Origin of the sequence: Caecibacter sp. AF58-12pH5A (assembly GCF_027681725.1) — a bacterium.
In the GTDB taxonomy this organism is placed as follows: domain Bacteria; phylum Bacillota; class Negativicutes; order Veillonellales; family Megasphaeraceae; genus Megasphaera; species Megasphaera hominis.
Genome location: NZ_JAQDBC010000018.1, coordinates 23,461 through 49,505, shown reverse-complemented (window position 1 = coordinate 49,505; position 26,045 = coordinate 23,461). Strand labels below are relative to the sequence as shown.

At 54.4% G+C, this 26,045-nt stretch carries 29 protein-coding genes; 17 read left to right on the top strand and 12 right to left on the bottom strand.

Features of this window, described 5'->3' with window-relative positions; translation table 11 throughout:
- The first annotated feature begins 112 nt into the window (after window positions 1–112).
- From selD to PGX44_RS08840, 3 genes are read left to right on the top strand one after another with little or no spacing between them, the layout of a single operon-like run.
- The gene (selD, locus tag PGX44_RS08850; protein WP_498855092.1) at window positions 113–1,135 is read left to right on the top strand and encodes a selenide, water dikinase SelD; all 1,023 of its coding nucleotides are present in this window, start codon (window positions 113–115) and stop codon (window positions 1,133–1,135) included.
- A gap of 14 nt (window positions 1,136–1,149) precedes the next feature.
- A complete protein-coding gene (yedF, locus tag PGX44_RS08845; RefSeq protein WP_498855091.1) occupies window positions 1,150–1,749 on the top strand; it encodes a sulfurtransferase-like selenium metabolism protein YedF in 600 nt (199 codons plus the stop codon).
- A complete protein-coding gene (locus tag PGX44_RS08840; RefSeq protein WP_498855090.1) occupies window positions 1,749–2,009 on the top strand; it encodes a putative Se/S carrier protein in 261 nt (86 codons plus the stop codon). The genes yedF and PGX44_RS08840 overlap by 1 nt, the downstream gene beginning before the upstream one ends.
- Window positions 2,010–2,054: 45 nt before the next feature.
- Here PGX44_RS08840 and PGX44_RS08835 read toward each other — a convergent pair whose 3' ends face one another.
- Window positions 2,055–3,074, bottom strand: a complete 1,020-nt coding sequence (locus PGX44_RS08835) for a LacI family DNA-binding transcriptional regulator (protein ID WP_498855089.1) — start codon at window positions 3,072–3,074, stop codon at window positions 2,055–2,057.
- Window positions 3,075–3,192: 118 nt separating this feature from the next.
- Between PGX44_RS08835 and PGX44_RS08830 the strand changes: the two genes are divergently transcribed.
- The 7 genes from PGX44_RS08830 (at window position 3,193) to PGX44_RS08800 (ending at window position 8,993) form a co-directional block, all read left to right on the top strand.
- Complete coding sequence (locus PGX44_RS08830; RefSeq protein WP_498855088.1) at window positions 3,193–3,636, top strand: acyl-CoA thioesterase; 444 nt, start codon at window positions 3,193–3,195, stop codon at window positions 3,634–3,636.
- The gene (locus PGX44_RS08825) at window positions 3,633–4,682 is read left to right on the top strand and encodes a nicotinate-nucleotide--dimethylbenzimidazole phosphoribosyltransferase (protein WP_498855087.1); all 1,050 of its coding nucleotides are present in this window, start codon (window positions 3,633–3,635) and stop codon (window positions 4,680–4,682) included. The genes PGX44_RS08830 and PGX44_RS08825 overlap by 4 nt, the downstream gene beginning before the upstream one ends.
- The gene (locus tag PGX44_RS08820) at window positions 4,672–4,878 is read left to right on the top strand and encodes a type II toxin-antitoxin system RelB/DinJ family antitoxin (protein WP_498855086.1); all 207 of its coding nucleotides are present in this window, start codon (window positions 4,672–4,674) and stop codon (window positions 4,876–4,878) included. The genes PGX44_RS08825 and PGX44_RS08820 overlap by 11 nt, the downstream gene beginning before the upstream one ends.
- A gap of 10 nt (window positions 4,879–4,888) precedes the next feature.
- Window positions 4,889–5,425, top strand: coding sequence for a methylated-DNA--[protein]-cysteine S-methyltransferase (locus PGX44_RS08815; protein WP_498855085.1), 537 nt, complete (start codon window positions 4,889–4,891; stop codon window positions 5,423–5,425).
- Between the two features lie 62 nt (window positions 5,426–5,487).
- Window positions 5,488–5,778, top strand: coding sequence for a 3-hydroxyacyl-CoA dehydrogenase family protein (locus PGX44_RS08810; RefSeq protein ID WP_498855094.1), 291 nt, complete (start codon window positions 5,488–5,490; stop codon window positions 5,776–5,778).
- Window positions 5,779–5,790: 12 nt separating this feature from the next.
- Window positions 5,791–7,452 carry a dihydroxy-acid dehydratase gene (ilvD, locus tag PGX44_RS08805; RefSeq protein WP_498855084.1) on the top strand — a complete coding sequence of 554 codons (1,662 nt, stop codon included), beginning with the start codon at window positions 5,791–5,793 and terminating at the stop codon, window positions 7,450–7,452.
- Between the two features lie 335 nt (window positions 7,453–7,787).
- On the top strand, window positions 7,788–8,993 hold the full coding sequence (locus PGX44_RS08800; RefSeq protein ID WP_498855083.1) for a C40 family peptidase: 1,206 nt from the start codon (window positions 7,788–7,790) through the stop codon (window positions 8,991–8,993).
- Between the two features lie 55 nt (window positions 8,994–9,048).
- Here PGX44_RS08800 and PGX44_RS08795 read toward each other — a convergent pair whose 3' ends face one another.
- From PGX44_RS08795 to PGX44_RS08785, 3 genes are all read right to left on the bottom strand, one after another.
- Window positions 9,049–9,450 (bottom strand): hypothetical protein, encoded by a 402-nt coding sequence (locus tag PGX44_RS08795; RefSeq protein ID WP_498855082.1) that lies wholly within the window; start codon window positions 9,448–9,450, stop codon window positions 9,049–9,051.
- 114 nt (window positions 9,451–9,564) lie between these two features.
- Window positions 9,565–9,843, bottom strand: a complete 279-nt coding sequence (locus tag PGX44_RS08790; RefSeq protein ID WP_498855081.1) for a hypothetical protein — start codon at window positions 9,841–9,843, stop codon at window positions 9,565–9,567.
- Window positions 9,840–10,769 carry a LysR family transcriptional regulator gene (locus tag PGX44_RS08785; protein WP_498855080.1) on the bottom strand — a complete coding sequence of 310 codons (930 nt, stop codon included), beginning with the start codon at window positions 10,767–10,769 and terminating at the stop codon, window positions 9,840–9,842. The genes PGX44_RS08790 and PGX44_RS08785 overlap by 4 nt, the downstream gene beginning before the upstream one ends.
- Window positions 10,770–10,927: 158 nt before the next feature.
- Between PGX44_RS08785 and PGX44_RS08780 the strand changes: the two genes are divergently transcribed.
- From PGX44_RS08780 to nagZ, 4 genes are all read left to right on the top strand, one after another.
- Entirely contained in the window at window positions 10,928–12,100 is a 1,173-nt protein-coding gene (locus tag PGX44_RS08780) for a DNA polymerase IV (protein ID WP_498855079.1), read from the top strand.
- A 38-nt stretch (window positions 12,101–12,138) separates the two neighbouring features.
- Entirely contained in the window at window positions 12,139–12,432 is a 294-nt protein-coding gene (locus PGX44_RS08775) for a hypothetical protein (protein WP_289001959.1), read from the top strand.
- 697 nt (window positions 12,433–13,129) lie between these two features.
- Window positions 13,130–14,287, top strand: coding sequence for an N-acetylglucosamine-6-phosphate deacetylase (gene nagA / locus PGX44_RS08770; RefSeq protein ID WP_498855078.1), 1,158 nt, complete (start codon window positions 13,130–13,132; stop codon window positions 14,285–14,287).
- Window positions 14,284–15,474: a beta-N-acetylhexosaminidase gene (gene nagZ, locus PGX44_RS08765; RefSeq protein WP_498855077.1), complete on the top strand. Its 1,191-nt coding sequence runs from the start codon at window positions 14,284–14,286 to the stop codon at window positions 15,472–15,474. The genes nagA and nagZ overlap by 4 nt, the downstream gene beginning before the upstream one ends.
- Window positions 15,475–15,552: 78 nt before the next feature.
- On the opposite strand, the gene PGX44_RS08760 is transcribed toward nagZ, so the two are convergent.
- From PGX44_RS08760 to thiS, 7 genes are all read right to left on the bottom strand, one after another.
- The gene (locus PGX44_RS08760; RefSeq protein ID WP_498855076.1) at window positions 15,553–16,380 is read right to left on the bottom strand and encodes a P-loop NTPase; all 828 of its coding nucleotides are present in this window, start codon (window positions 16,378–16,380) and stop codon (window positions 15,553–15,555) included.
- Complete coding sequence (locus PGX44_RS08755; RefSeq protein ID WP_498855075.1) at window positions 16,373–16,768, bottom strand: DUF134 domain-containing protein; 396 nt, start codon at window positions 16,766–16,768, stop codon at window positions 16,373–16,375. The genes PGX44_RS08760 and PGX44_RS08755 overlap by 8 nt, the downstream gene beginning before the upstream one ends.
- Window positions 16,769–16,862: 94 nt before the next feature.
- Window positions 16,863–17,384, bottom strand: a complete 522-nt coding sequence (locus tag PGX44_RS08750) for a cysteine hydrolase family protein (RefSeq protein ID WP_498855074.1) — start codon at window positions 17,382–17,384, stop codon at window positions 16,863–16,865.
- Window positions 17,381–18,001: a thiamine phosphate synthase gene (locus tag PGX44_RS08745; RefSeq protein ID WP_498855073.1), complete on the bottom strand. Its 621-nt coding sequence runs from the start codon at window positions 17,999–18,001 to the stop codon at window positions 17,381–17,383. The genes PGX44_RS08750 and PGX44_RS08745 overlap by 4 nt, the downstream gene beginning before the upstream one ends.
- A 374-nt stretch (window positions 18,002–18,375) precedes the next feature.
- On the bottom strand, window positions 18,376–19,539 hold the full coding sequence (thiH, locus tag PGX44_RS08740; protein ID WP_289001963.1) for a 2-iminoacetate synthase ThiH: 1,164 nt from the start codon (window positions 19,537–19,539) through the stop codon (window positions 18,376–18,378).
- Between the two features lie 14 nt (window positions 19,540–19,553).
- A complete protein-coding gene (locus tag PGX44_RS08735; RefSeq protein WP_186503520.1) occupies window positions 19,554–20,324 on the bottom strand; it encodes a thiazole synthase in 771 nt (256 codons plus the stop codon).
- 57 nt (window positions 20,325–20,381) lie between these two features.
- Window positions 20,382–20,576 (bottom strand): sulfur carrier protein ThiS, encoded by a 195-nt coding sequence (gene thiS, locus PGX44_RS08730; protein ID WP_498855072.1) that lies wholly within the window; start codon window positions 20,574–20,576, stop codon window positions 20,382–20,384.
- 281 nt (window positions 20,577–20,857) lie between these two features.
- Between thiS and PGX44_RS08725 the strand changes: the two genes are divergently transcribed.
- Window positions 20,858–22,147 carry a hexokinase family protein gene (locus tag PGX44_RS08725; protein WP_498855071.1) on the top strand — a complete coding sequence of 430 codons (1,290 nt, stop codon included), beginning with the start codon at window positions 20,858–20,860 and terminating at the stop codon, window positions 22,145–22,147.
- 2 nt (window positions 22,148–22,149) lie between these two features.
- Here the strand turns inward: PGX44_RS08725 and bioB are convergent, their stop codons facing one another.
- Window positions 22,150–23,142, bottom strand: a complete 993-nt coding sequence (bioB, locus tag PGX44_RS08720; protein WP_498855070.1) for a biotin synthase BioB — start codon at window positions 23,140–23,142, stop codon at window positions 22,150–22,152.
- A 238-nt stretch (window positions 23,143–23,380) separates the two neighbouring features.
- Here bioB and pdxR point away from each other — a divergent pair, with 238 nt between their 5' ends.
- Together pdxR and PGX44_RS08710 are read left to right on the top strand one after the other, a co-directional pair.
- On the top strand, window positions 23,381–24,778 hold the full coding sequence (gene pdxR, locus PGX44_RS08715) for a MocR-like pyridoxine biosynthesis transcription factor PdxR (RefSeq protein WP_498855069.1): 1,398 nt from the start codon (window positions 23,381–23,383) through the stop codon (window positions 24,776–24,778).
- Entirely contained in the window at window positions 24,778–26,043 is a 1,266-nt protein-coding gene (locus PGX44_RS08710) for a metallophosphoesterase family protein (protein ID WP_498855068.1), read from the top strand. Before pdxR ends, PGX44_RS08710 begins: the two co-directional genes overlap by 1 nt.
- Window positions 26,044–26,045: the final 2 nt, after the last annotated feature.

Here is a 26,045-nt window from a genome sequence, read left to right as displayed (position 1 = left end):
TTCGAGCCAGTGATCCTCATTCGTTTTTATAGGGGCGTTATTTCACAGCCCCTTTTGCTGCCATAACGGTATAATAAGAGAGAAGAAAAATGAATCCATAAGGAGGCAGTCTATGGAAGATATGGAACAGCTCGTCGTTTGCGGCGGCTGCAATGCTAAAATAGGTGCCGGCAATCTGGGACGGCTGCTGGCAGATTTGCCGCGCCGGCAAAGCCCGGATTTATTAGTCGGCTACGATTCGTCTGATGATGCGGCAGTCATTCAGCTGCGTCCTGATCTGGCCCTCATACAGACGGTGGATTTTTTCCCGACTATGGTGACCGATCCCTATCTCTTTGGCCGCATTGCGGCGACCAACGCCCTGAGTGACGTCTACGCCATGGGCGGGGATGTCCTCGCGGCCCTCAATATCGTCGCCTTCCCGGAAGAAAAGGATTTTGGCATCTTAAAGGAAATCCTGCGCGGCGGTGCAGAAACCGTACAGGAAGCAGGTGCACTCCTTTCGGGCGGCCATTCAATTCACGACCGCACCGTCAAATACGGACTGGCCGTGACCGGTACGGTCCATCCCCAGGCGATCCTGCGCAACGATACGTGCCAGCTGGGCGATCACCTGATCCTGACCAAGCCATTGGGCGTGAGCATCCTGACCATCGGCTACAGTGCCGGTGAAATCAGCCGGGAAGGCTTTGAGGCAGCCGTGAAGAGTATGTGTACCCTCAATAAATACGCCATGGATATTATCCGTCCCTATGGCGTACACAGCTGCACCGATGTGACGGGCTTTGGCCTGTGCGGCCATTTGCACGAAATGCTGCACGGTGCCTTTTCGGCCCGTATTGACGCCCGGCGCCTGCCTTATTTTGAGGAAGCCTATGCCGGCGCGAAGAATTTCATCCTTACGGCCGGCGGCCAGCGCAACCGCGATTATCTCCAGGCGCAGGTGGCCTTTGGCCACGACGATTTCGGCCTGGAAGAAATTGTCTTTGACCCGCAGACGTCGGGCGGCCTCTTGGTAGCCGCCGGGCCGGAAAAAGCAGCAGCCCTGACAGAGGACCTGCAGCGGGCCGGCATTCCGGCAGCCGATTTCGGCGTAATCACAGAAAAAGCGGAAAAAGAAATTTATATTGATTAGGGAGTGTGAAGCATATGTTTACGATTGATGCATTGGGCAAAGCCTGCCCCTTACCGGTCATTGAAACGCGCAAGGCCCTCAAAGAGCACGACGCCGTAACGACCGTGGTAGATAATAAAATTGCTACGGAAAACCTGAAGAAAATGGCTGACCAGCTGGGCTACACGTATGCCCTGACGGTAGATTCGCCGACCCATTATACGGTCGTCATTGCCAAGACGGACGCAGCTCCGGAAACGACTGCTGCGGCAGCTCCGGCTGTGCCGGAAGCGACGTCGGAGGCGTATATCGTCGTCATTAATTCGCCTATGATGGGCGTCGGCGACGAAAAGTTCAGCCGCAACCTCTTGAAGACCTTTATTTATACCCTGACGGAACAGGACGTCCTGCCCCAGCGGATTATCTTTTATAACGGCGGCGTCCCCTTGGTAACGAAGACGTCCGAATCCCTGGAAGACCTCCAGAAGCTGGCTGCAGCCGGTGTGGAAATTTATGCCTGCGGCGCGTGCCTCAATTATTACGGCCTCACAGACGACGTAGCCGTCGGAGAAATTACCAACATGTTCCGGATCATTGAAATGATGCGTACGGCAAACCGCATCGTCCGGCCGTGATGACGGAAACCTTTGGCGTAGCCCTCTTTGCGTCAACGCGCATTGCCATGCGGGCAGAAGATACGGGCAAGGCTGCGGGCCTGCACGTGCGCATTATCCCGACGCCGGGGCGCATCGTATCGACATGCGGCTTTTCCCTGCGCTATGACCTGGACGAAGAAGGGCCGCTGCAAGCGTGCCTGGAGAACGCCGGCGTTGCCGTCGACGCGTGGTATCATGCCGAGCGGCACGGCCTCATTGCCACCTATACGAAGCAGTAAAAAAATCCTGATGAGCGCGGCTCATCAGGATTTTTCTGCGTTGGTTCAGCCAAGGGGAGACGATTGGCCAATAATTTTTTTGCCTTCCAAATATTCTACTGTCGGCATGGGCTGTTTCTTTTCGATGAGATCGACGACCAGATGCAGACAGTCTTCGCCGATTTCCCCCATGGGAATATCGATCCGTGAAAGGGACGGTACGGTGTAATCGTTGATTTCCGGCATATTGATACCGACCGTAAAGACTTCTACGGCGTCAGGAATGGCGATGCCCAGCTCGTGACAGGCGAAGAGCATGCCGTGGGCCAGTACGTCGGATTCACAAAACATAGCCCGGGGCATGCGGCGTTCGGCGTGAATGCGCTTGCAGACTTCAAACGCGCTGGCTGAGGATGTCTGGCAGAGGAAAATATTTTCTTCGCTAATGGCATGACCGGCGTCGCGGTACGTGTCGAGGAAGCCCTGCATCCATTGACGCATAATGGGGAAGGTCGTATCATGTGTGAGGACCCCGGCGTCGAAGAGCCCCTTGTCCAGGAAATGACGGGCGACGCTCTGGCCGACCTTGTAGTTATCCATAGTGACGCTGCTGAATTTGGGCGATTCCCGGTTGAATAAGACGATGGGACAGGGTGGTACGAAATCTGTATTCAGGAACTCCATATCCTTATCCGACATGTTGGCAATGATAATGCCGTTAAAGAATTCATTTTGTGTCGATTTCATCAGCTTTTCCAGCTGATCTACCTTATAGGGCATGACCGTCAGGCGGATATTTTTATTTTGCTTCATAATGCCTTCCTGGATCCCTAAGGTAATGCGGGCCAGATAATTGATGCGGAAGTCTGTTGCCCAATAAAAGGCGATGGCGTAACTGTCTTCCTGGGCGACACGCAGCTTTTTGGCGGATTGGTTGGGGACATAATTCAGTTGTTGTGCAATTGTATAAATACGGGTCTGCGTTTCCTCAGAAATCTTACGTTCTTTGCCCTTCCCGTTGAGTACGATCGATACGGTGGCAATGGATACGCCAGCCTCTTTGGCAATATCTTTTATAGTAGACAATGGAGAACCTCCTTTTAACCTACACTATATTATGACGCAAAAGAATATATTTTTCAAGCATTCCCAAGGCACTATATAGTATAATATACATAGTATGTACAGACAGGAGGAATCGTCCGTGGCAGGGAAGGATCAGCACGTTTCAGCAGCTCATATGGTATTGGGAAAAGATTTGAATCCCCATGGTACACTGTTTGCCGGGCAGGCAGCAGCGTATTTCATCGAATGTGGTTTTTTGGCAGTACAGGCCTTTTTGGGACACGGCCACATCGTCTGTCTGTCCTTGGATGGCCTGCGCTTTTTGCGGCCTGTGCACAAGGATCAGACAATCCGCATTGACAGTACCCTGGTCTATGCCGGTACGAGCAGTGTCGGTGTCTACCTGGCCATGCGGCGGCTGCCCGGTGAAGAAAAAGCGGCAGAATGCTTTATTTCCTTTGTGTCCATTGAGGAAGCAACAGGTAAGGCCGTACCCCATGGGCTCAGCCTGGGATCGCTCAACGACGAAACGAAGAGGCTGCAACGCCTCTATCTGGCGTATAAAGGAGTTACTGTAGTATGACATTTATAGAAGAAGTAGATGAACGGCTGCGCAACCTGGCCCGTCCGCCCGGCAGCCTGGGCCTTTTGGAACGACAGGCCCGGAAGGCCATTCTCGCCTGGGGCCGCTGGGAAACGTCCTTCCGGCCTAAGCACCTGATCTTTGCCGCCGATAACGGCGTGTGCCGCTCCGGCGCTGTGGCGCAGCTGGCAGAAATTACGTATATGCAAAGCAGCCACATGGTGGCCGGCACGTCGGCCGTTACCTGTTTTTGCCGTTGTAACGGCATTCCCTGGGAGGTTATCGATGTGGGCATCGATAGCGCCGACAGTGTCGGTCTCGATTATAAAATTGCCCGGGGCACGGCTGATTTTGCCTATGGCCCGGCCATGACGCGGGACCAGCTGGAAGCGGCCTTTGCTGCCGGCCGGGAGCGCGTAGAAAAAGCCGCGGCAGAGGGCTATAATTTCCTTTCCTTTGGCGAAATGGGCATTGGCAATACGACGACCTCTGCCGCCGTGCTCCTGGGGCTTACCCGGGGCGATGTGGCCAGCCTCACGGGCTACGGCTCGTCCCATGGGAATTTCCGCCTGGCCCTGCGCAAGCAGGAGCTGATCCGTACGGCGCTTACGCGCTATGCGCCTGCTCTCCACGATGGGGCAGATATTTTGCAATACGTAGGCGGCTTTGACCTGGCAGCCCTGACGGCGGCTATGCGGGCCTGTGCCGACAAGGGCATACCCTTTTATATTGACGGCTTCATTACGGCTGCCGCCTTGGCCGCCGCTGTGCAGTTACAGCCGGACGTACGCGACTACGCCCTGCCGTCGCATATGAGCAAGGAACCGGGCATGAGCGCTGCCCTGCGCTACGCCGGCTTTGATGAATACGACGTGCCCTTGTGGGCCGACTTATCCCTGGGTGAAGGGACCGGTGCTGTCCTGGCCGTGACCCTTTTGCGCTCCCTCTTTTATGCCATTTGGCATATGGACACGCTGGACGGGATCAACGCCGATGCCGCCCGCCGTCATGAAGAACAAAAAGGAGGCATGGACCATGGAAATTGAACTGGATGAAGCCGTCCGCAAGGAGGCCAAGGCCGTATTCGACCGCCTGGGACTGAGCGAAAGCGAAGCCATTACCCTGTTTTATAAACGCACAGCCGCAGCAGGCCGCCTGCCCTTTGGTGAAGGGAAGAAGGAAGAAACGAAATTCAAGAAAAAGCGCATGAACGAACGCTTTGCCGAATGGGACGCATTCTAAGGAGGCACATATGGAATATACACGTACGTATACTACGCCTATCGGTCCGGTTCTCCTGGCCAGCAATGGTACAGGCCTGACGGGGCTCTGGATAGCCGGACAAAAATATGAAAAGGCCACCCTCGGCGCGCAGTGGGAAGAAAAACCGGACCTGCCGGTCCTTGCGGCGGCTGCGGACTGGCTGGACCGCTATTTTGCCGGTGCCCGGCCAGACCCGTTGGAGCTGCCCCTGGCGCCGGCGGGCACGCCCTTTCGTAAGGCCGTTTGGGACATTCTTTGCCGCGTCCCCTACGGTACGACTGTGACCTATGGCGACCTGGCTGCGGCCCTTTCGGAAAAAACGGGGAAGAAAGAAAATCCCCACGCCGTCGGCGGTGCTGTAGGCCATAACCCCATTACGATTATCGTGCCCTGTCACCGCGTCGTCGGTAAGAGCGGCAGCCTCACAGGCTATGCCGGCGGCCTCGCTAAGAAAATCTACCTCCTCCGGCACGAAGGTGTCGATACGGACCGCTTCTTTGTGCCTAAGCGGGGGACGGCACTGTAAAATCAGACGCTGCTGTTTACAGCAGCGTCTGATTTTACGTATGATCTCTTGGCAGAGAGGCTATTGACGACGTCATGAAATACGGCATGGGCCTGCGCCTGGCAGCGCTGGGACCTTTCCGCATTGCCGACCTGGGCGGACTCGATACGTTCGATCATATTTCCCAGTATCTCTTTGCTGCCTTGATAATAGTAAGGAAGAAAATTCTTTATTTGCACAGCCTCGTGGAAGATGGTAAATTGGGAGTAAAGAGCGGCCAGGGCTACTACGATTATTCCGGTGATAAGGCGGACGAAGCCATTAAAGAACGGGATGAATTGTTTATCAAACTGGCCAAATGCCTGTACAAATAGGAGGTATGTCGTATGCGAAGTGATTTGATGAAGAGCGGTGTCGACCGTATTCCCCACCGGGCCCTGTTCCGGGCTTTGGGCCTGACGCAGGAAGAATTGGACCGGCCCCTCATCGGCGTGGTCTGTGCCAAAAATGAAATTATCCCGGGCCATATGCACTTGGACCGCATTGCCGAAGCCGTGAAAGCCGGCATCCGCCTGGCCGGCGGTATGCCTATTGAATTTCCGTCCATCGGCGTCTGTGATGGCATTGCCATGAACCATGAAGGCATGTTTTATTCCCTGCCCAGCCGGGAACACATTGCCGATTCCGTAGAAATCATGGCCAACGCCCATCCCTTTGATGGCCTGGTCTTCATTCCGAACTGTGATAAAATCGTGCCGGGCATGCTCATGGCAGCCCTGCGCGTCAATATTCCGTCTATTTTCTGCGGCGGCGGCCCGATGCTGCCCGGCCGGGCAAACGGCAAGACCGTCGCCCTGACGGACGCCTTTGAAGCTCCCGGCGCGGTCCGCACGGGCAAGCTGAGCGAAAGCGAAGCGGCCGATATTGTAGAACATTCCTGTCCGGGCTGTGGCAGCTGTGCCGGTATGTTTACGGCCAACTCCATGAACTGTATGACGGAAATCCTTGGCCTGGGCCTGCCGGGCAACGGTACGATTCCCGCTGTCGACAGTCAGCGCATCATCCTGGCTAAGCACGCCGGCATGAAAATCATGGATCTCGTACGCGACCAGGTTCTGCCGCGTCAAATTGTTACGGCTGCGTCTATCCGCAACGGCCTGGCTGCCGATATGGCCCTGGGCTGCTCGACCAATACGATGCTCCACTTGCCGGCTATTGCCCATGAAGCGGGCTTAGCCTTTGACCTCAATCACGTCAACGATATCAGCGAAGCTGTGCCGCACATTGTCAAGCTCAATCCGGCAGGCCAGCACTTCCTCGTCGACCTCAACAATGCCGGCGGCCTCAGTGCCGTCATGAAACGGCTGGACGAAATGGGCCTCATCGATACGACGGCCCGGACCGTTGAAGGCACGTGGGCCCAGCGTCTGGAACGCGCGGCTATTAGGGATGACGATGTCATTCGTGACCGGGAACATGCCTATAGCCAGACCGGCGGCTTGGCCGTCCTTTATGGCAACCTGGCTCCTGATGGTGCCGTCGTCAAAAAGGGCGCTGTCTTGCCGGAAATGATGGTCCATACGGGACCGGCCAAGTGCTTTGACAGTGAAGAAGCGTGCAGCCAGGGCCTGCGGGAAGGCCGTGTCCAGGCCGGCGATGCCGTCGTCGTCCGTTACGAAGGACCTAAGGGCGGCCCGGGTATGCGGGAAATGCTGGGACCTACAGCGACACTGGCCGGTATGGGTCTTGATAGTACGTGTGCCCTCATTACAGATGGCCGTTTCTCCGGTGTCAGCCGCGGCGCCTCCATTGGCCACGTGTCGCGGGAAGCGGCTGCCGGCGGCCTCATCGCCTATGTAAAAGATGGCGACCAGATTGCCATCGACATTCCGAACCATAAAGTAGAGCTCCTCCTTTCGCCGGAAGAAATCGCTCTGCGGCGCCAGCAGGTCGTACCGCAGCCACCGAAAAAGGTGACGGGCTACCTGAAACGCTACCGGGCTATGGTTACGAGCGCAAACTTCGGCGCTATCTTGAAAGACGAATAATCCCTGTATGCTGCAGTAAAAGAAGACGGTCCCTGCCTTGGCAGAGGCCGTCTTTTTGACTGTACTGTGAGAGCATACAACAGCATTTATAAATAAGTAAAGATGATGACGTTAGTAATGAAACCTATGCAACATAGGTATTTTGACGTATAGAAGGAAGTTGTGGTATAATATACGACGGATTTGAATGATACGCATGTAACAGCAAGCTATCCTGTGGGCCTTCTCACAGGATAGCTTGTTTCATAGAGTGCCCTATTATGGGTACGTACTAAGAGCAGGTAAGCAGACAGCTGCAGGGCCGTCCTGCTGTACTGTCAGAAAAGAGGGATACAATGCTTCAGATAAAGAAATTAGCCGGCCTTACGTGCGTCTGCTTTTTGGCTTCCGTCTCTTTTGCCGGAGCAACCTTCCACCCCGGTGACCGGGGCAGTCAGATTGTGGCGGTCCAGCAGCAGCTGGCGGCAGCCGGGTATAGTGTTACTGCTGACGGCGATTATGGTACAGCCACGACAGAGGCGATCAAGGCCTTTCAGCAGGCGAACGGCCTTACTGCCGATGGTATTTTGGGGGCGGCCACGTACCGGGCCCTCATGGGCAGTGATATACCGGATAATACGAGCAGCCGCTTCGTGCAAAAGACAAGTGACCCGGCGCCGGCCGCTACGGGTGTCCTGGGGATTCAGCAGGCCTTAGCCGCCCAGGGCTACAGCGTCGATACAGATGGCGTATTTGGCAAGGGGACGGAGGCTGCGGTCAAGGCCTTTCAGCAGGCCCATGGCCTGACGGCGGACGGTGTCGTCGGACCGGCTACGTATGCCGCTCTCGTAGGCTCTCCCATGCCGGACGGCCAGTCTTCGTACCGCCTGGCAGACCGCTTCCGCAGTGATGCGGCCGCGGCCGCTGCGCCGGCAGCGTCTGCCGTAACGGCTACGTCCGATAATGCCATCGTCCTCTTACAGCAGGCCCTGGTCAATCAGGGCTACAATATCGATGTAGATGGCTCCTTTGGCGTCGGTACGGAAAATGCCGTCCGCGATTTCCAGGCTAAGCATGGGCTGGAAGTAGACGGTGTTGCCGGCCAGGCGACTTTTTATGAGCTGACAGGCAAGTTTTTGCCATCCGGTCCCTTGCGCCGCTTTGGTAACGGCGGCTATGGCGGTATGACTATGGTAGCTGACCGGGCGCAGCGGCTCATGGGGATTGCCAACCAGTACATTGGCGTGCCCTACGTCTTTGGCGGCAATGACCCGTCGGGCTTTGACTGCTCAGGCTTTACGCGCTACGTCTATTCTGCCGTCGGCATCGATCTGCCGCGCATGGCAGATGAACAGTATAATGTAGGCAGTTATGTAAGCCGTTCGTTCTTGCAGCCCGGCGATCTCGTATTCTTTACGACCTATCTGCCCGGTGTTTCCCATGTAGGCATCTATATTGGCAATAACCAGTTCATCAATGCGTCCAACAATGGCGTCAGCATAGACAACCTGGACAGCCGCTATTGGTCCAGCCGCTACGTAGGCGCCCGCCGCGTCATGTAACGGAATACAAAAAAACTTCTTTTGGCAACGTGTCAAAAGAAGTTTTTTTTATTTCTTACCGGCCGGCGTAGGCGGCGTCAATCGCCTGCAGCTGGGCTGCCGTAAGCTGCGGTGCCTTGCCTGCTGCATAGGCCTGTCTCACGGCCTGGTCATCAATCAGACAGGTACCGGCGGCGAAGTCCCGGCGGTGCTCATAGAGCCAGGCGGCCGTGCAGGCGGCCATGCGGCTTTCGGGCAGGGCCTGTTTCAAGTAGCGGAAGTGGCTGCGGGGCAGGGCCTTTTTGGCGTTCCTGACGAGGTCTTCCAGCTCCAGCGTGAAGTCGCATTCGTGATAGCCGTTGGAGACGGCTTCTCTGCCTACGTATTGGCTGTTTTCGAGGGTCATGTCGTAGAGCAGGTATTCATCGAGCAGGCGGGTTTCCAGGTGCTGGGCCAGGGCCTCCCGTTCGGGCAGCACCTGACATGGATCTTGGTGGCAAAAGCGCAGGATTTCGAGCAGGAAGGCCAGGCGGTGCCGCGTAAAGGTAAAGCCTGCGGCATCGAGCCAGATGAGGCGCAGCCGTACGTAGTGCTATACCTCCTGGGCATAGGCGGCATCGTACAGGCTGAGGGGTGTTTCCCGCCGCGTGTACTGATATAATTTTTGTTCCAGCTGCAGCCATCGGCGTCTGGCAGCGGCCCGCGTGTCTGTATTGGCTAAGATATCTGAGGCAGTTCTCTTCACGGTATCCAGATAATTCAGGCCTGCGGCGACGAGCGCCAGGGAATAGCCCTGGGCGCCGGGTGCCTGATGGGAAAAAATCTCTGCTGCGTCTGCTTTCGTTAGCTCCTGTGTCTTCAATGTGATCATTCCTTGCTTTCTTCAGCTTGCCGGTCCTTTTCGGCATTCCGTTTTTCATAATACTGTTTAAACGATTGTACCCAGGTCCGCGCCGGATGGGGCAGGAATCCCTTGCTCTTCCAGACCATTGCCAGGGTCCAGGGAATCTGTGGTTCCACTAAGGGGATATGGACGTATTTCTTTTCATCCAGGCGCTGGCAGATCGTATGCGGCAAGAGGGCAATACCCAGCTGGGTACGGACGATTTCTGCCTGGAAGTCCCAGTTGCTGCTTTGACAGACAATCTTCGGGTGGGCTGTCAGGCGCTGGTAGAAGGTCTTAATGAAGGGATTGAGAGAAAAGGATTTGGGGTAATACACGAGCGGTTCGTCTTTGATTTCTTCCAGGGTCAGCGTTTCCCTGTCAGCCAGGGGATGGCCCGGCCAGAGGACGACTTCCAAGTATTCTTCGTTAAAGATGAAAAAATCGTAGGGCATTTCTGTCGATACGGGCAAGGCGACGAAGCCGGCCTGTATGAGACCTTCATCGATGGAAGAAATGATGTCGTTGGAGCCGACTTCCAGTAATTCCAGCTCTATTTTGGGGTACGTAGAGATGAATTGCCTGACAAAGGGGGAAATAAAAGAAGAACCGATCATTGGTGGAATGCCGACGGCAAGCTTGCCGGAATTGAGAAAATCAGGGGAGCCGATTTGTTCGTTGAGCTGACTCATATCCTTAATGAGCGTTTCGATCCGGGGCAGCAGCCAGGCTCCCATTTCCGTCAACTCCACTTGCTTGCCGCTGCGGTTAAATAATGTTACGTTCCAATGTGTTTCCAGTGATTTAATGCCTTTGCTGATGGATGGCTGGCTGATGTGCAAGGATTTCGAAGCCTTGGTGAAACTTTTCTTATGCGCCACCTCGACAAAGTACGTTAATTGGAATAGATCCATGGCCTGCGTCACCTCTCTTTATATATTGTAATCTTACCATATTTCAAGACATAATAGAATGTTCTTGTAGCGTAAGGGCATAGGTTTTTTTGTTTTCCTCTATATTTGTGAATGGAAATCGTTGTATAATACAATAAGTGAAAGGGAGGGAACGGCTTATGGGAACGCGTTGGATTATGCATGTCGATATGGATGCCTTTTATGCATCCATCGAACAACGGGATAATCCGGCTTTACGGGGACAACCGGTCATTGTCGGTGGCTTGAGTGAACGCGGTGTCGTCGCTACGGCATCGTACGAAGCACGACGCTATGGCGTGCATTCGGCCATGAGTATGCGCCAGGCCCGGCGTCTCTGTCCGGACGGCGTGTTTTTACCGGTACGCATGTCCTATTACCGCCGCATATCCCATCAGATCCGCGTGATTTTGTCCCGTTATTCGCCCTATATTGAGCCCTTATCCCTGGATGAGGCCTTTCTCGATGTGTCGGGCATGGAATTGCACTATCCGGAAATTATTAAGATTGGTGAAGCTGTTAAAGCGGATATTTTGCGTATTACAGGCCTTGTGGCGTCGGCCGGTATTGCGCCGAATAAGTTTTTGGCCAAATTGGCCTCGGATTTGGAAAAGCCTGATGGCCTGGTTTGGATTCCCTACGGCAAGGAACAGGAAATTCTCGCGCCGCTCCCTGTGTCCCGCCTCTGGGGTGTCGGCAAGGTAACCGAAACGGCCTTGCGTAAAGCCGGGTTTGAAACGATTGGCGATATTGCCCGGGCCGGTCAGGAAGCCCTGCGTCCTGTGGCGGGCAAGCAGGCGCACCGCTTGTATGAACTGGCCTGTGGCCGTGACAACCGGCAGCTCGATGTAAGCCGCCGGCCCCAGTTCGTAGGCAACGAGCATACGTACCTGCACGACCTGATCCGGCCGGAGGAAATTGATGAACAGTTCCGCCTGTTGGCGAATGAAGTAGCCTGGCGGTTACGGCAAAACGGACTCATGGGCCGGACGATTACGATCAAAGTGCGCTATGCGTCCTTTGAGACCATTACCCGTTCGCTGACCTTAGAGGATATAGGCACCTGTGCGGAAGAACAGTTATATTTTTCTGCGAAAAAATTGTATAATAAAGAGAAGGTAACCCAGCCTGTCCGCCTGTTGGGCCTGACCGTGAGCCAGCTGCGCCCGTATCAGGTGCAAGAGGATCTCTTTTCTGATGATGCGGAAACGCAGGCAAAGGTGACAGAGGCCATCGATAAATTGCAACAGCGCTTTGGCCGGCAGGCGATCATGAAAGGGTTCCTTTGGGAAATGTCTCATGAAAAAAAATAAACCATATCATATATAATTTTGGTGAGGAGGAATACATAATGGCAGTATTTACAGTGGCTGCACATACGGCAGGCCATAACGACGGCTTCATCCGCTACAATACGGAAACGAAAGAATTGCAGCTCATGCTTCATGATGAAGAAAAGGAAAAGGAAGCCCGGGAATTTTTGACCAAAGTACATCCTTGGCATCGCTACGTGACCCTTTCCCAATACGAAACGGTCAATGCGGCGGCGACAGATAATTTGGAAACGCTGAAGCTGGCCCTGGGCTATATTTGGTTGCCCCTCGGTGTACATATCGATTGGAGCCGTCCCGTAGAAGACATGTAGGAAAGGTCAAACAGTGTAAACTAAAGCAGATTTCAGGTACTATGAATAGGATCTGAAATCTGCTTTTTTTGTATGTGTATAGCTTTTTTCAGGTTATCCACAAGTTGTGCACAATAATGGTGCATAACTTGTGCACGTCTGTGGATATATTAAAAAAATGGCGTAGATAGGCCAACGATGCCTGTGTATAGCTTTAGGGGATTTCTGGGAAAAATGTGGATAACTCGATAAAAAACACTTGCTGACATAAGTGAATAACCTATGTAAATGGCTTAACCATGCGCTTTAAAAGATTGTGAAAGAAGGGAATATAGAGGGTGTACAACTTGTGTGAATTTGTGGATAACTGAAACGGCAAAAGTTATCCACAAGAAAAGGATATATACCTTGTCCACACGTGCCCGGACAGAGGATTTTCCTTTTTTATCATAGTTATCCACAAATACAAAATCCTCCAGGGGAAAAGCCTGGGAATGCCCAGAAATAGGGATTTGTAAAGGAACCGTAAAGGTTTGGTAGAAAGAAAAACGGACCTCTTATCCTTTGCAAGAGGACAAATGTATAGTGTGACAGACAGGCTGTGCCGGCAATCTGCCGGGCCGGAAAGGCTACTGACACGGCCGCCTTTGTGATATACTGTAAACAGTATCCAGGCAGGTCTGGCCTGCCGGAATTTTCTTAGCAGGAGTGATAACAAGTGAAAGCAATTATCGATGGCATGATCGTCTTGCCTGATTCTATTGTAGGCGGCCATATTTTGCTGTATGAAGACGGCAAAATTTTGGATGTTGTACCGCGTAAAGGCTTCCGCCTGGGCCATTGTACGGAATTAATCGATGCCAACGGCGGTTTTGTCGTGCCGGGCTTCATTAATGAACATATTCATGGCTGTGCCGGTGCGGACGTCATGGATGAAACGCCGGAGGCCCTGCAGACGCTGCAGGAGGCATTGCCGGCTACAGGTGTTACGGCCTTTGTGGCGACGACCATGACCTATGACCGGCCCCGTCTGGAACGGGCCTTGGAGCGGATCCGTGCGGCCCGGGGCAAGGGCAGCGGTGCCCGTATCTTAGGGGCCCATCTGGAAGGACCTTTTATCAGCCCGGCCTATAAAGGCGCTCAGGCTGACACGCATATTGTACGGCCTGATTTTTCCTGGCTCCGTCCCTATGCCGATACGATCTGCATCATTACGCTGGCACCGGAAGAAATTGTCCACAAAACGTTCCTGAAGGAATGTCACGACGCGGGCATCCTTGTTTCTCTCGGCCACAGTGCTGCTACCTATGAAGACGTACAGGACGCCATGGCAAAAAGCGACGTCTATCATGTGACGCACTTATATAATGCCATGACACCGTTCCATCACCGCCAGCCCGGCCTCGTCGGTGCGGCTCTCCTCGACAGGCGGGCTCATTGCGAACTCATTTGCGACAATCTCCACGTTCATCCGGCAGCGCAGCAGCTGGCTTGGCGCATGAAAGGCCGGGACGGCCTGATCATCGTGACGGATTCCCTGCGGGCCTGCCTGCAGGGCGACGGGCCGTCGGAATTAGGCGGCCAGCAGGTGCTCGTTCAAAACGGCGAAGCCCGCCTGACCGATGGCACCCTGGCCGGCAGCGTTGCGACGATGAATGAATCGCTCCTGCACTTTATGGTCAATACAGGGGCGTCTCTGCCGGATACGATTGCCCTGGCGACGGTGAACCCGGCCAAGGACCTGGGGATTTACGATCGCTTCGGCTCGCTGGAAAAAGGCAAGGAAGCGGATATAGTTATTTTGGACAGCGAAGATTTCCACGTCAAGCAAACGGTCATTCATGGAAATCTCGTCTATAATGAGGAAACGAAATGATACTAAAAGAACATAAACGGGCCCTGGCCTTCTTGGGATTCCTGGCGGCACTGCTGCTCGTGGCGGGCTGCCTCTTTGCCTGGTACGAGCATACGGGCCAGGGCAATACGAAAACGACGGGTATGAAGCAAAGCGGTACTGTAGAAGAACAGGCCGAAGCCATAGTAGCTGCCATGACACCGGAGCAGCGCGTAGGCCAGCTCATGATGGTGGGCATTCAGGGGACCAGCGTAGATCAGGACGCAGCCTATCAGATCGCCCAGTACCACATGGGCAATATCATCCTCTTTGACCGCAATATGCAGTCGACGCAGCAGGTAAAAGATCTGAACCGGACGCTGACCCGGCAAATTCGTAAAGAAAGCGGCGGCGTTGCGCCTTTTATTGCCGTCGATCAGGAAGGCGGCTTTGTCATGCGCATGCGCGAGGCCTTCCCGCGCATTCCCAGTGAACAGCAGCTGGGCGAAAGCGGTGATCCCGCAGCGGCAAAGGAATGGGCGAAAAAGACAGGCAAGCAGTTAAAGGACATGGGTTTTTCAATGAATTTTGCGCCTGTCGTCGATCTGGGTTCGGCGTCGGAACGGTCGTACAGCAAGGATCCTGACGTCGTCACTGCCTTTGCGGCAGAGGCCGTCGCCGGATATGAGGAGGAAAAGATTTGGTGCTCCCTCAAGCATTTTCCCGGTATCGGCCGGGTCAAGACGGATCCCCATCTTGATGGCGACGTCGTGACGGCCAGCAAGGAGGAACTGTTGGCACAGGATATGAAGCCCTTTGCTGAGCTGATCCATACGGAGTCGCCACAGCACATGTTCATCATGGTCTCCAATGTCACCTTCCCGGCCTTAGATCCCAGCCTGCCGGCCTGTGTTTCCGAACCGGTCATGACGGGCATTCTGCGGCAGCAGTTTGGTTATCAGGGGCTGATCATTTCCGATGATATGGAAATGGGCGCTATGGCCAAGCACTATGCCTTTGCCGATATGGGCGTCATGGCCATCAAGGCCGGCGCCGATCTGGTGCTCGTGTGCCATGAATATGCGCACGAACAGGAAACGTATGCAGGCCTGTTAAAGGCCTATAAGCAGGATGCTTCCTTCCGCCGGCTGGTCGATGAAAAGGTCGTACGCATTGTCCGTACGAAGCTTGTCGGCGAGCAGCAAGGCTATCTGCCGGCGGCCCAATGAAGAACTACATAAAAAACGGCAGGAAGAGTTTTCTCTTCCTGCCGTTTTTTATGTGTTGTATAGGTGCCGGCAAACGTATTATTTACCTAATACGCCTTCCAGGAATTTGGCCGTGTCAGCCAGGTAATCGGCCGGATAGCCTTCGATATCGCCTTTATCGCAGTGTGCTGCAAAGGACGGATCGATAGGCAGCTTAGCCGTATGGCTGATGCCGTATTTCTGTGCCGATTCGTCAACCCGGCTGGGACCGTAAATTTCTACGCGTTCGTGGCAGTTCGGGCATTCGAAATAGCTCATATTTTCAATCAGGCCGAGAACGGGAACGTTCATCATTTCCGACATCTTGAGGGCCTTTTCGACGATCATGGAAACCAGTTCCTGCGGCGACGTGACGACGAGAATGCCGTCGACAGGCAGGCTCTGGAAGACCGTGAGGGGTACGTCACCGGTTCCCGGAGGCATATCGACAAACATGTAGTCTATATCGCCCCACATAACATCCGTCCAGAACTGTTTGACCGCACCGGAGATAACCGGTCCGCGCCAGACGACAGGCGAAGCAGCGTCTTCCAGGAGAACGTTCATGGACATCACTTCAATGCCGGTCTTGGTGACTACCGGGAAAATCCCTGTTTCGTCGCCTGTTGCCCGGCCGGTGATGCCGAAGGATTTCGGAATGGACGGGCCTGTAATATCGGCGTCCAAAATGGCCGTTTTAAAGCCGTGGCGCCGCATTTGGACAGCCATCAGGGAGGTGACCAGCGATTTGCCGACACCGCCCTTGCCGCTGACGACAGCAATGACGTGTTTGACGTGTGTTCCTTCATGGGGCTGAGCCAGAAGGCTCTGCGGTTGCGTACGGCTGCTGCCGCAGCTGGAACAGTCGTGATTGCAGCTTTCACTCATTTATATCATGCTCCTTTTGCGGGGACAAAGGATCGCTCCCTTCCCCTTCTTTCTGATCTTGCGCGCGGCAACAGGGATGGTGGCACGTGCCGGCGCGTTCGCATATCTTAATCTTACCACCTTGGATCAGCAGGCGTTTGCCGTAGACCAGCGCTTCCGCTACTTTGTGGCGGGCCGATTCATAGATGCCCGTCACGGTCGTGCGGCCGACGTTCATCTGTGCGGCTGCCTGTTCCTGGGTCAGGCCAATCAGATCCATAAGGCGGATGACCTCGTATTCATCGACCGTCATGATTACGGTGTCCGTACAAGAACCCGAACCATCCGGCACGAAGGCTTCCTGACGGGGCAGGGAACAAACAAGGCGGCAACGTTGAGGACGCGGCATAAGAACTCCTCCTTTTACCGTGGTGACAGGACAGACAGATACCTATCCTTACTCATTATACTTACCATGCTGACATATGTCAAATTAATTCCGCTCAGATGATATCGATCTGGCACCGTTCCATGGCCCGCAGGGCTTCTTCATGGCCCGTCACGGTGGCGCCGGCACAGCAGTCCCGGACGACGGCAATTTCCTTTTCCGGGAAATAGGCCTTCAGCAGCAGGGCGTTGGCAATGACACAAATGTCCGTGCATAAGCCCATGAGGACAATGCGGTCGTACGGTGCCGTTTCTTCTACGAGGTCCGTGCTGGCAAAGGCCGGCTTTTCGAGGACCGTGGCAAAGAGGGAATACGGCAGGAGGGCCTTACAGATCTGCCAGCCCTTGGTGTCGCGGATACAGTGGGGAATAGGCAGCTTGCGCCCTTCCTGTGTATCCAAATAGTCTTCCGTATGCGTATCCTGTGTAAAGATGAAATCCGTAGTATTGCTTTCATCCTTTTTGGCAGCCTGGAGGAGCGCTTCTATTCTGGGAATAATAGCCGGCGCTTCGGCTGTACCCAAGGCGCCATCGATGAAATCATTTTGCATGTCGACGATAATGTATGCCTGGTTCATGAGCGGACAGCCTCCTTTGTTTTTTCCATGGCCTGACGCAGCTGCTGCACGTAGGCGGGCACGTCTTCGCAGGTCATAATACCGGTCATGACACAGACGCCGGCAATGGGGATACCCTGCAATTGGGGCAGCGTTTCCGGCGTAATGCCACCCATGGCATAGACGGGAATGCGCACGGCGCTACAAATATCCCGCAGTGTATCCAGACCAATGGGCGGCAGGTCCGGCTTACAGGGCGTCGGCAGGACGTGACTGGCGATGATGTACGTTGCCCCCAGATCTTCTGCCTGGCGGGCTTCTTCAGCCGTGTGGACCGATACGCCCAGGCTGGTCATATAGTAGCTTAAGGACGTATGGGATTGAAAATACGAAATAGAACATTGAAAGCGGGGAATATGCAGTTTGATGCCTATGCGGCCGAAATGGCTGAGAATGCAGAATTTTTGATGACAGTTGCACAAGCGCTGCATTTTCTTGGCATAAGAGGTGTAGTCTTCTTCGCTTAATGTTTTCTCGCGTAAAATAATGCCATCCACGTTGGTGGCGGCAATTTGTTCCATGTGATCCCAATAGTTTTGGCTAGACAGTGTACGATCTGTTATAGCAATTAATTTCACGATATATCACCTTTGTCTTTCGGAACAATACAAGCTGTTACTAATACTCATATTATACCGTTATTTACCAGGAGGTTCAATGAAATATAGGGTAAACAATAAGAATTAGGCATAAAAAAACGGGGTTTATTATATAAAATAGCTATATTGCAATGATAAAAAGTCATAGGAAAGAGAACCTGCCGACGCCTGGGAGGGGACAATGGGTGCTTTTATTCTCTATATCTCTATATATATGAAACGAGCTGTGCCTGGTAGTACAGCTCGTTTCCGTCCGGCAGGTGGATAGGTCTGGCCGGACACTGGATATGTTTAAAAGGCAAAGCGCCGGCCGGATAAACCGGCGCCTGCTGGCAAAAGGGGAATACGGGCGGTCAAACGTAAATGTACTCGCTCGTAACAGGCTGCAGACCGGCGCTCTTGATGGCGCTGTATATTTCATCAAAGGATCTGCTGTCTGTAATTTCAAACTGTTCATCGCCTTTTTCAGAGCCATCCTGATGGAGGTGGCCGCCGATACCGACGCAGACGCCGGCAGAAACCTTCGTCGCCGCAATTTTGATGATGTTGTTGCGGAAGGCCGCACTTTCACGGCTCGAAACGACGATGGTCGCAAAGGGCATGAAGAGGCGGTAGGCGCAGATAATCTGTGTCAGTTTCCGTTCATCTACATCCTTGGGGTTGATCTTATCGTTGTTGATGATCGGGCACAGGCGCGGACAGGAAAGGGAAATTTCTGCATGAGGATATTTCCGCTGCAAGAGCCAGGCGTGCATGCCTGTGGCGACGGCGTCTTTTTGATAATCGTCGAGCCCTAAGAGGGCAGCAAAGCCGACACCGCGCATGCCGCCCAGGATGGCCCGTTCCTGCGCATAGAAGCGGTACGGGAAAATCCGTTTATGGCCGGCCAGATGCAGCGTTTCATATTTATCGGAGTTGTACGTTTCCTGGAAGACCGTGACGTAGTCGGCACCACATTCGTGCAGATACGTATAGTCGTCAGAATTGACGGGATAGATTTCCATGCCTACATTGCGGAAGTACTGGCAGGCGATTTTAACGGCGTTGCCAATGTACTTGATGTCGCTCATCTTGGGGCTTTCGCCGGTCAGCATGAGGACTTCTTCAATGCCCGTATTGGCAATGTTCTGGCATTCCTGATGCAGCTCTTCGTCGCTCAGGCGGGCCCGCTTGATGGCATTGTGGGAATTGAAGCCGCAGTAGATGCAGTAGTTGTCGCAATAATTGGCAAAGTAGATCGGTGTGAAGATCGAAATGTTGGTACCGAAATGCCGCCGTGTGACGGCGTGGGCTTTTTCGGCAATTTCCGGCAAAAGCGGCGCAGCTGCCGTCGAAAGGAGGGCCATGAAATCGCGCGGTTCCAAATGGGTCTTTGCCAGGGCCCGGCGTACGTCGCGGACCGTGAAATCATCATTGCGGAAGGCATCATGGTAGGTGAGTACCTGATCGAGCATGTCTGAATCAAGGACTTCCATGCCCGGGAGATATGTCATGTGGTCTATACGTTGTTCAGCCATTGTCTATTGCCCCCTTAGTCGCCTAAAAAACCGGTCAGCGGATCAGAAGCAGCGGCAGTTTCACGGACACTGCCCAGGCCGGACAGGTAAGCGGCACGGCCGGCTTCGATGGCCTTGCGGAACGCTGCGGCCATGAGCGGCAGGTCACCTGCCGTAGCAATAGCCGTATTGGCCATAATGGCAGCGGCACCCATTTCCATGGCTTCGCAGGCCTGGGACGGACGGCCGATGCCGGCGTCGACGATGATGGGCAGGTCGATTTCATCGATCAGGATTTGGATGAAATCACGGGTGCTGAGGCCCTTGTTCGTGCCAATGGGCGCAGCCAGGGGCATGATTGCTGCGGCACCGGCATTCGCCAGGTCGCGGGCTGCGTACAGATCGGGATACATGTAAGGCAGGACGATGAAGCCTTCCTTGGCGAGGACTTCTGTGGCCTTAATGGTTTCTGCATTATCAGGCAGGAGGTATTTCGAATCGCGCATGATTTCAATCTTTACGAAATCACCGCAGCCGACTTCCCGGGACAGGCGGGCAATGCGGACGGCTTCGTCGGCATTACGGGCACCTGACGTGTTAGGCAGGAGCGTAACGCCTTTGGGAATAAAGTCGAGGATATTATCTTTTTGGCCGGCTTCGACACGGCGCAGGGCCATGGTGACGATCTGGGCACCAGCCTGCTCAACGGCGGCGCGGATCAAATCGACAGAATACTTACCGGAACCAAGAATGAAGCGGGACGTAAATTCGTGCCCGCCCAGAATTAATTTGTCATCAGTTGCCATGGGAATCACTCCTTGTAAAAAGTCATGAATGCATGTGCATGGGAACACAGGGCTGTATCAGCCGCCACCGACGAACTGGACGATTTCAACGGTATCACCCGGCGTGAGCGTCACGGACGAATAGGTCGCACGGGGAACGATGCGGCCATTCAGCTCAACGGCAATCCGGTCTGTACGGAAGCCCTGGCAGGTCAGATACTCTTGCAGGCAGACGTTGTCGGCAGGGACGTCAAGACCATTGATTTTTACCATGAAAGCTGCCTCCTTTCTCCTATACCCTTTTACTATATAAGGAAAAACAATAACAACAAAAAGCCGCACGAAGAACTACACCCAAGGTGGTGTACCCCTTCGTGCGGCTTCATTCGGCCTCACTCTGGCTCTAATTATAGCGTATGCTGAAAAAATGTCAATGCCTTTTTTGGACTGCCGCGGGCCCTGGCAAAAGTGCCTGTGTCCACGCTGCATTATTGGAGGTCCCTCCGTTTTGTAGTATAATAGTCATAACTTATAGGAGAGAGGATGGACGTACATTGCAAGCTAACACGACATATACCTGGCTGGACATAGCGAAGCATTTCTTTTGCAACGATGTAACGCTGTACCAGTTTGCCAATCAATTCCGACAGCAAGCCGAAGCCGCCCAGCGCGGTGAAACGAGTTCCCTTTCTGCATTGCGGTCGTACTTACCCTTGCCGACGGGACAGGAAAAGGGCACGTACATTGCAGTAGATTTTGGCGGTACCAATGTGCGTGCCGCTCGTATCCGCTTATTGGGAGGGCACTGTCATATTGTAGAAAAGAAGGTGTCCCGTCCCCTGCGGCTAGCCGGAAAATATGATTATACGACAGCCGCAACGACGGCGGCAGAATTATTTGACTTTATTGCTGACTGTGTGGGCGAAGCGGCCGGCGGCAACCGCCCTTTCTATTTAGGCCATACCTTTTCCTTTGGCGTACAGCAGCGGGATTTGCACGATGCGCTCTTTTCCTGCTGGGCCAAGGAAATTGCCGTCCAGGGCGCAGAAGGTCACTATGTGAACGCTATGCTGCGTGACGCCCTGGTCCGGCGCGGCTTGGACCAGATCGAACCGGTGGCCCTGGTAAACGATACGACGGCGCTCCTCGCGGCGGCAGCCTATCAGTTTGGCTGTTCTGTCGTCGGCGTCATTTGTGGCACGGGCTTTAATATGTGCTATTACGAACCGGCCTGGCAGATGATCGTCAATCTGGAAGCCGGCGACTATTCCGGCGTAAAACAGACCATTTGGGACGAACGGGTAGATGCACAATCCCTCCATCCGGGCGTACACCGCCTGGAAAAAATGATCAGTGGCGCCTATATTGGCGAAATATACCGCCAGGCCCTGATGACCTATTTTCAGACCGATACGATTCCCAAGCTGACAGCTAAGGACATGGGGGACATCCTGGTCATGGATAATCTGGGCCTGACGACGGTACAGATCAGGCTGAGCCGTCTTTTGAACCGGATTATTCAATTATCGGAAATTGAACCGGTGCGCAACCTGGCTGCTGCTATTTTTGCCCGGACGGCGGAATTGTCCGGTGCCGCAGCCTACGGCATGGTGCGGCATATTTATCCGGGCAAGGAAATTCCTGCGCAGATGGTGACCGTAGAAGGCAGCGTCCTGCAGCATACCCGCGGCGGCCTGCTCATGTTTGATGATGCCATGTATGCCTGTGCGGCTTTTGATGGCTGGCCGCGGCAGGAAGGGATTCCTGTCGAATCGTTGATCCTCTTTGACGGCCCTGCCGTTGGCGCTGCCGCAGCGGCTGCCCTGGCAACCGGCAAAGACTGATGCTACAGCTCAGGCCGGGCAGCAGGGCGGTTCAAATCGGCCAGCATTTGCTGATCGACGTGGACTTCATTGCCGCCGGTTGTCAAATAGCCGCCGATCATGAGGCCGTCTAAGCCGCCGCTCAGGGCCTGGGCCTGGAGGGAACGCAGGTTTACTTCCCGGCCGCCGGCCGTGCGGATCAAGGCCTGAGGCAGAATAAAGCGGAAGACCGCAAAGGTACGCAAAATTTCCCACGGCGTCAGGCTCCAGTTATGGGCAAAGGGCGTACCGGCAATGGGGTTCAGAATGTTTAAGGGAATGGAATCGACGCCCAGCTCTTTCAGGGCGAAGGCCATTTCCACGCGCTGGCGCGGCGTTTCTCCCAGGCCGAAAATACCACCGGAGCAGACGCGCAGACCCGCTTCCTGGGCTGTGCGGATGACCTTTACCTTGTCCATGAAGGTATGGGTCGAACAGATGGAGGGAAAATACGAAGGGGCTGTTTCAATATTTGCGTGATAGCGGGAAATGCCGATCTTCTTCAAGGCTTTCGCCTGGTCCAGATTGATCAGGCCCAGGGAACAGCACGTTTCGATTTTCACTTCTTTTTTGATACGGGTTAAGGTATGGATAATTTGATCGAATTCCGGTCCGGGCAGTACGGAGCGGCCGCTGGTAACGATAGAAAAGCGAGCGGCCCCGGCGGCCCGGGCTTTTTTGGCTGCCGCGATGATTTCTTCCTCTGCCAGCAAGGGGTATTCTGCTACGCCTGTCTGGTAATGGGCCGACTGGGCACAAAAGCGGCAGTTTTCCGGACATTTTCCTGAACGGCCATTGATGATGGCACAGCAATCGACAGTATGGGCCCGGAACTTTTGGCGGATCCTATCGGCTAAGGCCAGTAATAAGGGCGTGTCAGCGTCCGATACGGTAATGAGCGCTTCGGCTTCTGCGTGCGTCAGTGCACCGCCTTCTAAGACACGGGTAGTCCAGGCGGTTAACGTTTCAATATCCATAGTATGAGGCTCCTTTTCTTTTGGAATCCCCGTCAGTATACTGTACTTTTTAATAAAAGTCAACTTTTTACAATTTGCTAAAAGTTGACAATTAAAAGACACAGAACAAGAAACCACTGTCCCCCAGGCACGGCAAGAAGAGCAAAAAAATGCAGGCTGACTCTTTTCACAGGCCGTCTTTTTCGCTACAATAAAGAATGTACCTATATATCCTTTTTTCTGTTTGCCGAGGTGGGACATGCTGCAACTGGATAAACGTGTAAAAACGCCGTATTATGTACAAATTTATACGTATTACCGGCAGCAAATTGAAAGCCGGAGCCTGCCCGCCGGCACGCGGCTCGCGTCTGTACGGGAACTGGCCCAGACCCTGGGAGTCAGCAAAATGACGGTCGAAAAGGCCTATTGCCAGCTGGCCGGCGAAGGCTATATCCTGCGCCGCAGCAAGGCCCGTTATGAAGTGGCCTCTGTCCGGGTGCCTGAAAAGGCAGACCGGCCACGGTCCGCCTTGGCAGAAGCTGCGCAGTCACCGGCAGCCATTGCCTATGACTTCGGCAGTGGCGACTTGGCGGCAGAATTCTTCCCGCTGGCAGTCTGGCGCAAGCTCATGAACCGGGTTCTCCACGAACCGGACCTGCTGCTGGCAAACCAGGATGAACAAGGAGCACCGGCCTTGCGTCACGTGCTCAGTCAATATATATACCAGACACGCGGTGTCCAGGCAGAGCCGGAGAACCTGATCATCGGCTCCGGCACAGGCGCCTTGCTGACGGTTTTGCTGAATCTGCTGCACGACCGGTACCCGCAGGTGGCCGTAGAAGAACCGGGCTTTCGCCTGGGACGGGAACTCTTTCGTACAGGCGGCTTTGAAATCGTACCGATTCCTGTTCGGGAGGGCCGTTTCTCCCTGCCCGATTTGGCCCAAAGCGGCGCCCGTCTGGTTTACGTCAGCCCGTCCCACCAGTTTCCTACAGGCGCCGTCATGCCGGCAGGCAGCCGCTATGACCTGCTGAATTGGGCCCATGGGTGTGACGGCCTGATCATTGAAGATGATTACGATAGCGAATTGCGCTACCAGGGACGGCCTATACCGGCACTGCAGAGCCTGGACCGGGCCGGGCGCGTCATCTACATGGGCGCCTTTTCGAAAATCCTGCCCCCCTTTGTCCGGCTCAGCTATATGGTTCTGCCGGCGCCGTTGCTGCAGGCCTATAACCGGCGCCGCGTGCTCTTCCGGCAGGGTGCGTCTGTGCCGGAACAATGCGTGCTGGCCGAATATATCCGTACGGGCGGCCTGGCCCGGCAGGTACGGCGCCTGCGCAAGGAATATCAGGAGAAAGGGGCGCTGCTGGCGCACTGTTTAAAGGCGGCCTTCGGCGCCGCTATGCGCGTGAGCCCTGTCGTTTCCGGTGTCTACTGCCACGTCGTGTTGCAGAGCGATGTACCGGAGGAGGTCCTCTTGGCACGGGCTGCCAGAGAGGGCTGCCGCGTCTTATCTGTCCGCTCTTTTTATGAAAAGAGCGTCGCAGGAACGGATAAAGAATTTCTATTGAGTTTTTCCAAAATTCCTGCACAGGAACTTAAACAGGCTGTTGCCGCATTGCGGCGGGCCTGGTTGGAGAAGGAAGGAAACTAATGGCAAAAGGATTACGTTTTATACATTGTGGTGACTTGCATTTGGGCAGTCCCTTTCACGATATCGCTATGGTAGATGAACGCTGGCAGCGCATTGTCGGCAAGGCCCCGGTCCGGGCCTTCCAGAAGATCGTCCAGATCGCCATTGAACGGAAAGTGGATGCCGTGCTGATTGCCGGTGACGTATATACCAGTGCCAGTCATAATCTGACAGCACAGCTGGATTATGTGCGTCTCCTTCATAAATTGGCACAGCATAACATTCAGGTCTTTGCCGTTCTGGGCAATCATGACCCGTTAGATGCGTGGCAGGCTAAAATCCCCTTTCCGCCGAATGTCCACGTCTTTAGCACAGAAAAGGTGGAACGCATACCGCTCATCGTCGAAGGGGAGGAATTAGCCGCCGTATACGGGCAGAGCTATGCCAAAAGCGAGCAGCGGGATAACCTGGCCTGGAATTTCCGGCGTACCGCAGGCGACCGCTATGCTATCGGTCTCTTGCACACGCAGGTAGGGACGAACCAATCGCCCTATGCGCCGTGCTCCCTGACGGATCTGAAAGAAAGCGGTATGGATTATTGGGCCCTCGGGCACGTACATAACCATCAGATCGTCTGTGAAAAGCCCTACGTTGTCTACGCCGGCAATCCGCAAGGGCTGGACTGCACTGAAACGGGACCGCGCGGCTGCTATTACGTAGAAGTCGGCCCCTACGGTACGGCCAATCTGGAATTTATCGATACGAGCATCGTCCGCTGGGAAACGACAGACGTAGACATTGCTCCCTTTGAATCCGTGTCGGAGCTTCGCGATGCTGTCCGCTTTACGAAGGAAAAGATCCGTAAGGACATAGGCAAGCCTACGTTTTTGACGATTCAATTTACCGGTGCCGGCAGTATGTATCAGGTACTGAATAATCCGGAGGCTACGCAGTACTGGATCGATGCGTGGCGCGAGGAAGAGGCCGGCAAGTATGCCTTCGTCATGGTACAGCGCCTGCGTAACCTGGCGCGGCCTAAGATCAACGCCGGCGAACGGAGCAAGCTGCCTGATACGGTAGGCGATTATCTGAACGTATTCGATAAACTGGAAAGTCTGCCGCGCGACGAAAAGGTAAAGGCCTTGCGCGAGGTCTTGGCACAGCGTCCGGAATTCGAACGCCTGGGAGCCTATGGACGCAGTATTTCTGACGACCGGCTCCTGGAAGCCTTTGAAAAGGCGAAGTGGCTGGGCATGCAGAAACTGCTGGAGGATAAAAGAGGATAGAG

What these genes read in the sequence shown, in the direction of transcription:
- selD (WP_498855092.1), top strand. Translation starts at nt 113, where the DNA reads ATGGAAGATATGGAACAGCTCGTCGTTTGCGGCGGCTGCAATGCTAAA.
- yedF (WP_498855091.1), top strand. Translation starts at nt 1,150, where the DNA reads ATGTTTACGATTGATGCATTGGGCAAAGCCTGCCCCTTACCGGTCATT.
- PGX44_RS08840 (WP_498855090.1), top strand. Translation starts at nt 1,749, where the DNA reads ATGACGGAAACCTTTGGCGTAGCCCTCTTTGCGTCAACGCGCATTGCC.
- PGX44_RS08825 (WP_498855087.1), top strand. Translation starts at nt 3,633, where the DNA reads ATGACATTTATAGAAGAAGTAGATGAACGGCTGCGCAACCTGGCCCGT.
- PGX44_RS08820 (WP_498855086.1), top strand. Translation starts at nt 4,672, where the DNA reads ATGGAAATTGAACTGGATGAAGCCGTCCGCAAGGAGGCCAAGGCCGTA.
- PGX44_RS08815 (WP_498855085.1), top strand. Translation starts at nt 4,889, where the DNA reads ATGGAATATACACGTACGTATACTACGCCTATCGGTCCGGTTCTCCTG.
- ilvD (WP_498855084.1), top strand. Translation starts at nt 5,791, where the DNA reads ATGCGAAGTGATTTGATGAAGAGCGGTGTCGACCGTATTCCCCACCGG.
- PGX44_RS08800 (WP_498855083.1), top strand. Translation starts at nt 7,788, where the DNA reads ATGCTTCAGATAAAGAAATTAGCCGGCCTTACGTGCGTCTGCTTTTTG.
- PGX44_RS08790 (WP_498855081.1), bottom strand. Translation starts at nt 9,843, where the DNA reads ATGATCACATTGAAGACACAGGAGCTAACGAAAGCAGACGCAGCAGAG.
- PGX44_RS08785 (WP_498855080.1), bottom strand. Translation starts at nt 10,769, where the DNA reads ATGGATCTATTCCAATTAACGTACTTTGTCGAGGTGGCGCATAAGAAA.
- PGX44_RS08780 (WP_498855079.1), top strand. Translation starts at nt 10,928, where the DNA reads ATGGGAACGCGTTGGATTATGCATGTCGATATGGATGCCTTTTATGCA.
- PGX44_RS08775 (WP_289001959.1), top strand. Translation starts at nt 12,139, where the DNA reads ATGGCAGTATTTACAGTGGCTGCACATACGGCAGGCCATAACGACGGC.
- nagZ (WP_498855077.1), top strand. Translation starts at nt 14,284, where the DNA reads ATGATACTAAAAGAACATAAACGGGCCCTGGCCTTCTTGGGATTCCTG.
- PGX44_RS08760 (WP_498855076.1), bottom strand. Translation starts at nt 16,380, where the DNA reads ATGAGTGAAAGCTGCAATCACGACTGTTCCAGCTGCGGCAGCAGCCGT.
- PGX44_RS08755 (WP_498855075.1), bottom strand. Translation starts at nt 16,768, where the DNA reads ATGCCGCGTCCTCAACGTTGCCGCCTTGTTTGTTCCCTGCCCCGTCAG.
- PGX44_RS08750 (WP_498855074.1), bottom strand. Translation starts at nt 17,384, where the DNA reads ATGAACCAGGCATACATTATCGTCGACATGCAAAATGATTTCATCGAT.
- thiH (WP_289001963.1), bottom strand. Translation starts at nt 19,539, where the DNA reads ATGGCTGAACAACGTATAGACCACATGACATATCTCCCGGGCATGGAA.
- PGX44_RS08735 (WP_186503520.1), bottom strand. Translation starts at nt 20,324, where the DNA reads ATGGCAACTGATGACAAATTAATTCTGGGCGGGCACGAATTTACGTCC.
- thiS (WP_498855072.1), bottom strand. Translation starts at nt 20,576, where the DNA reads ATGGTAAAAATCAATGGTCTTGACGTCCCTGCCGACAACGTCTGCCTG.
- bioB (WP_498855070.1), bottom strand. Translation starts at nt 23,142, where the DNA reads ATGGATATTGAAACGTTAACCGCCTGGACTACCCGTGTCTTAGAAGGC.
- pdxR (WP_498855069.1), top strand. Translation starts at nt 23,381, where the DNA reads ATGCTGCAACTGGATAAACGTGTAAAAACGCCGTATTATGTACAAATT.
- PGX44_RS08710 (WP_498855068.1), top strand. Translation starts at nt 24,778, where the DNA reads ATGGCAAAAGGATTACGTTTTATACATTGTGGTGACTTGCATTTGGGC.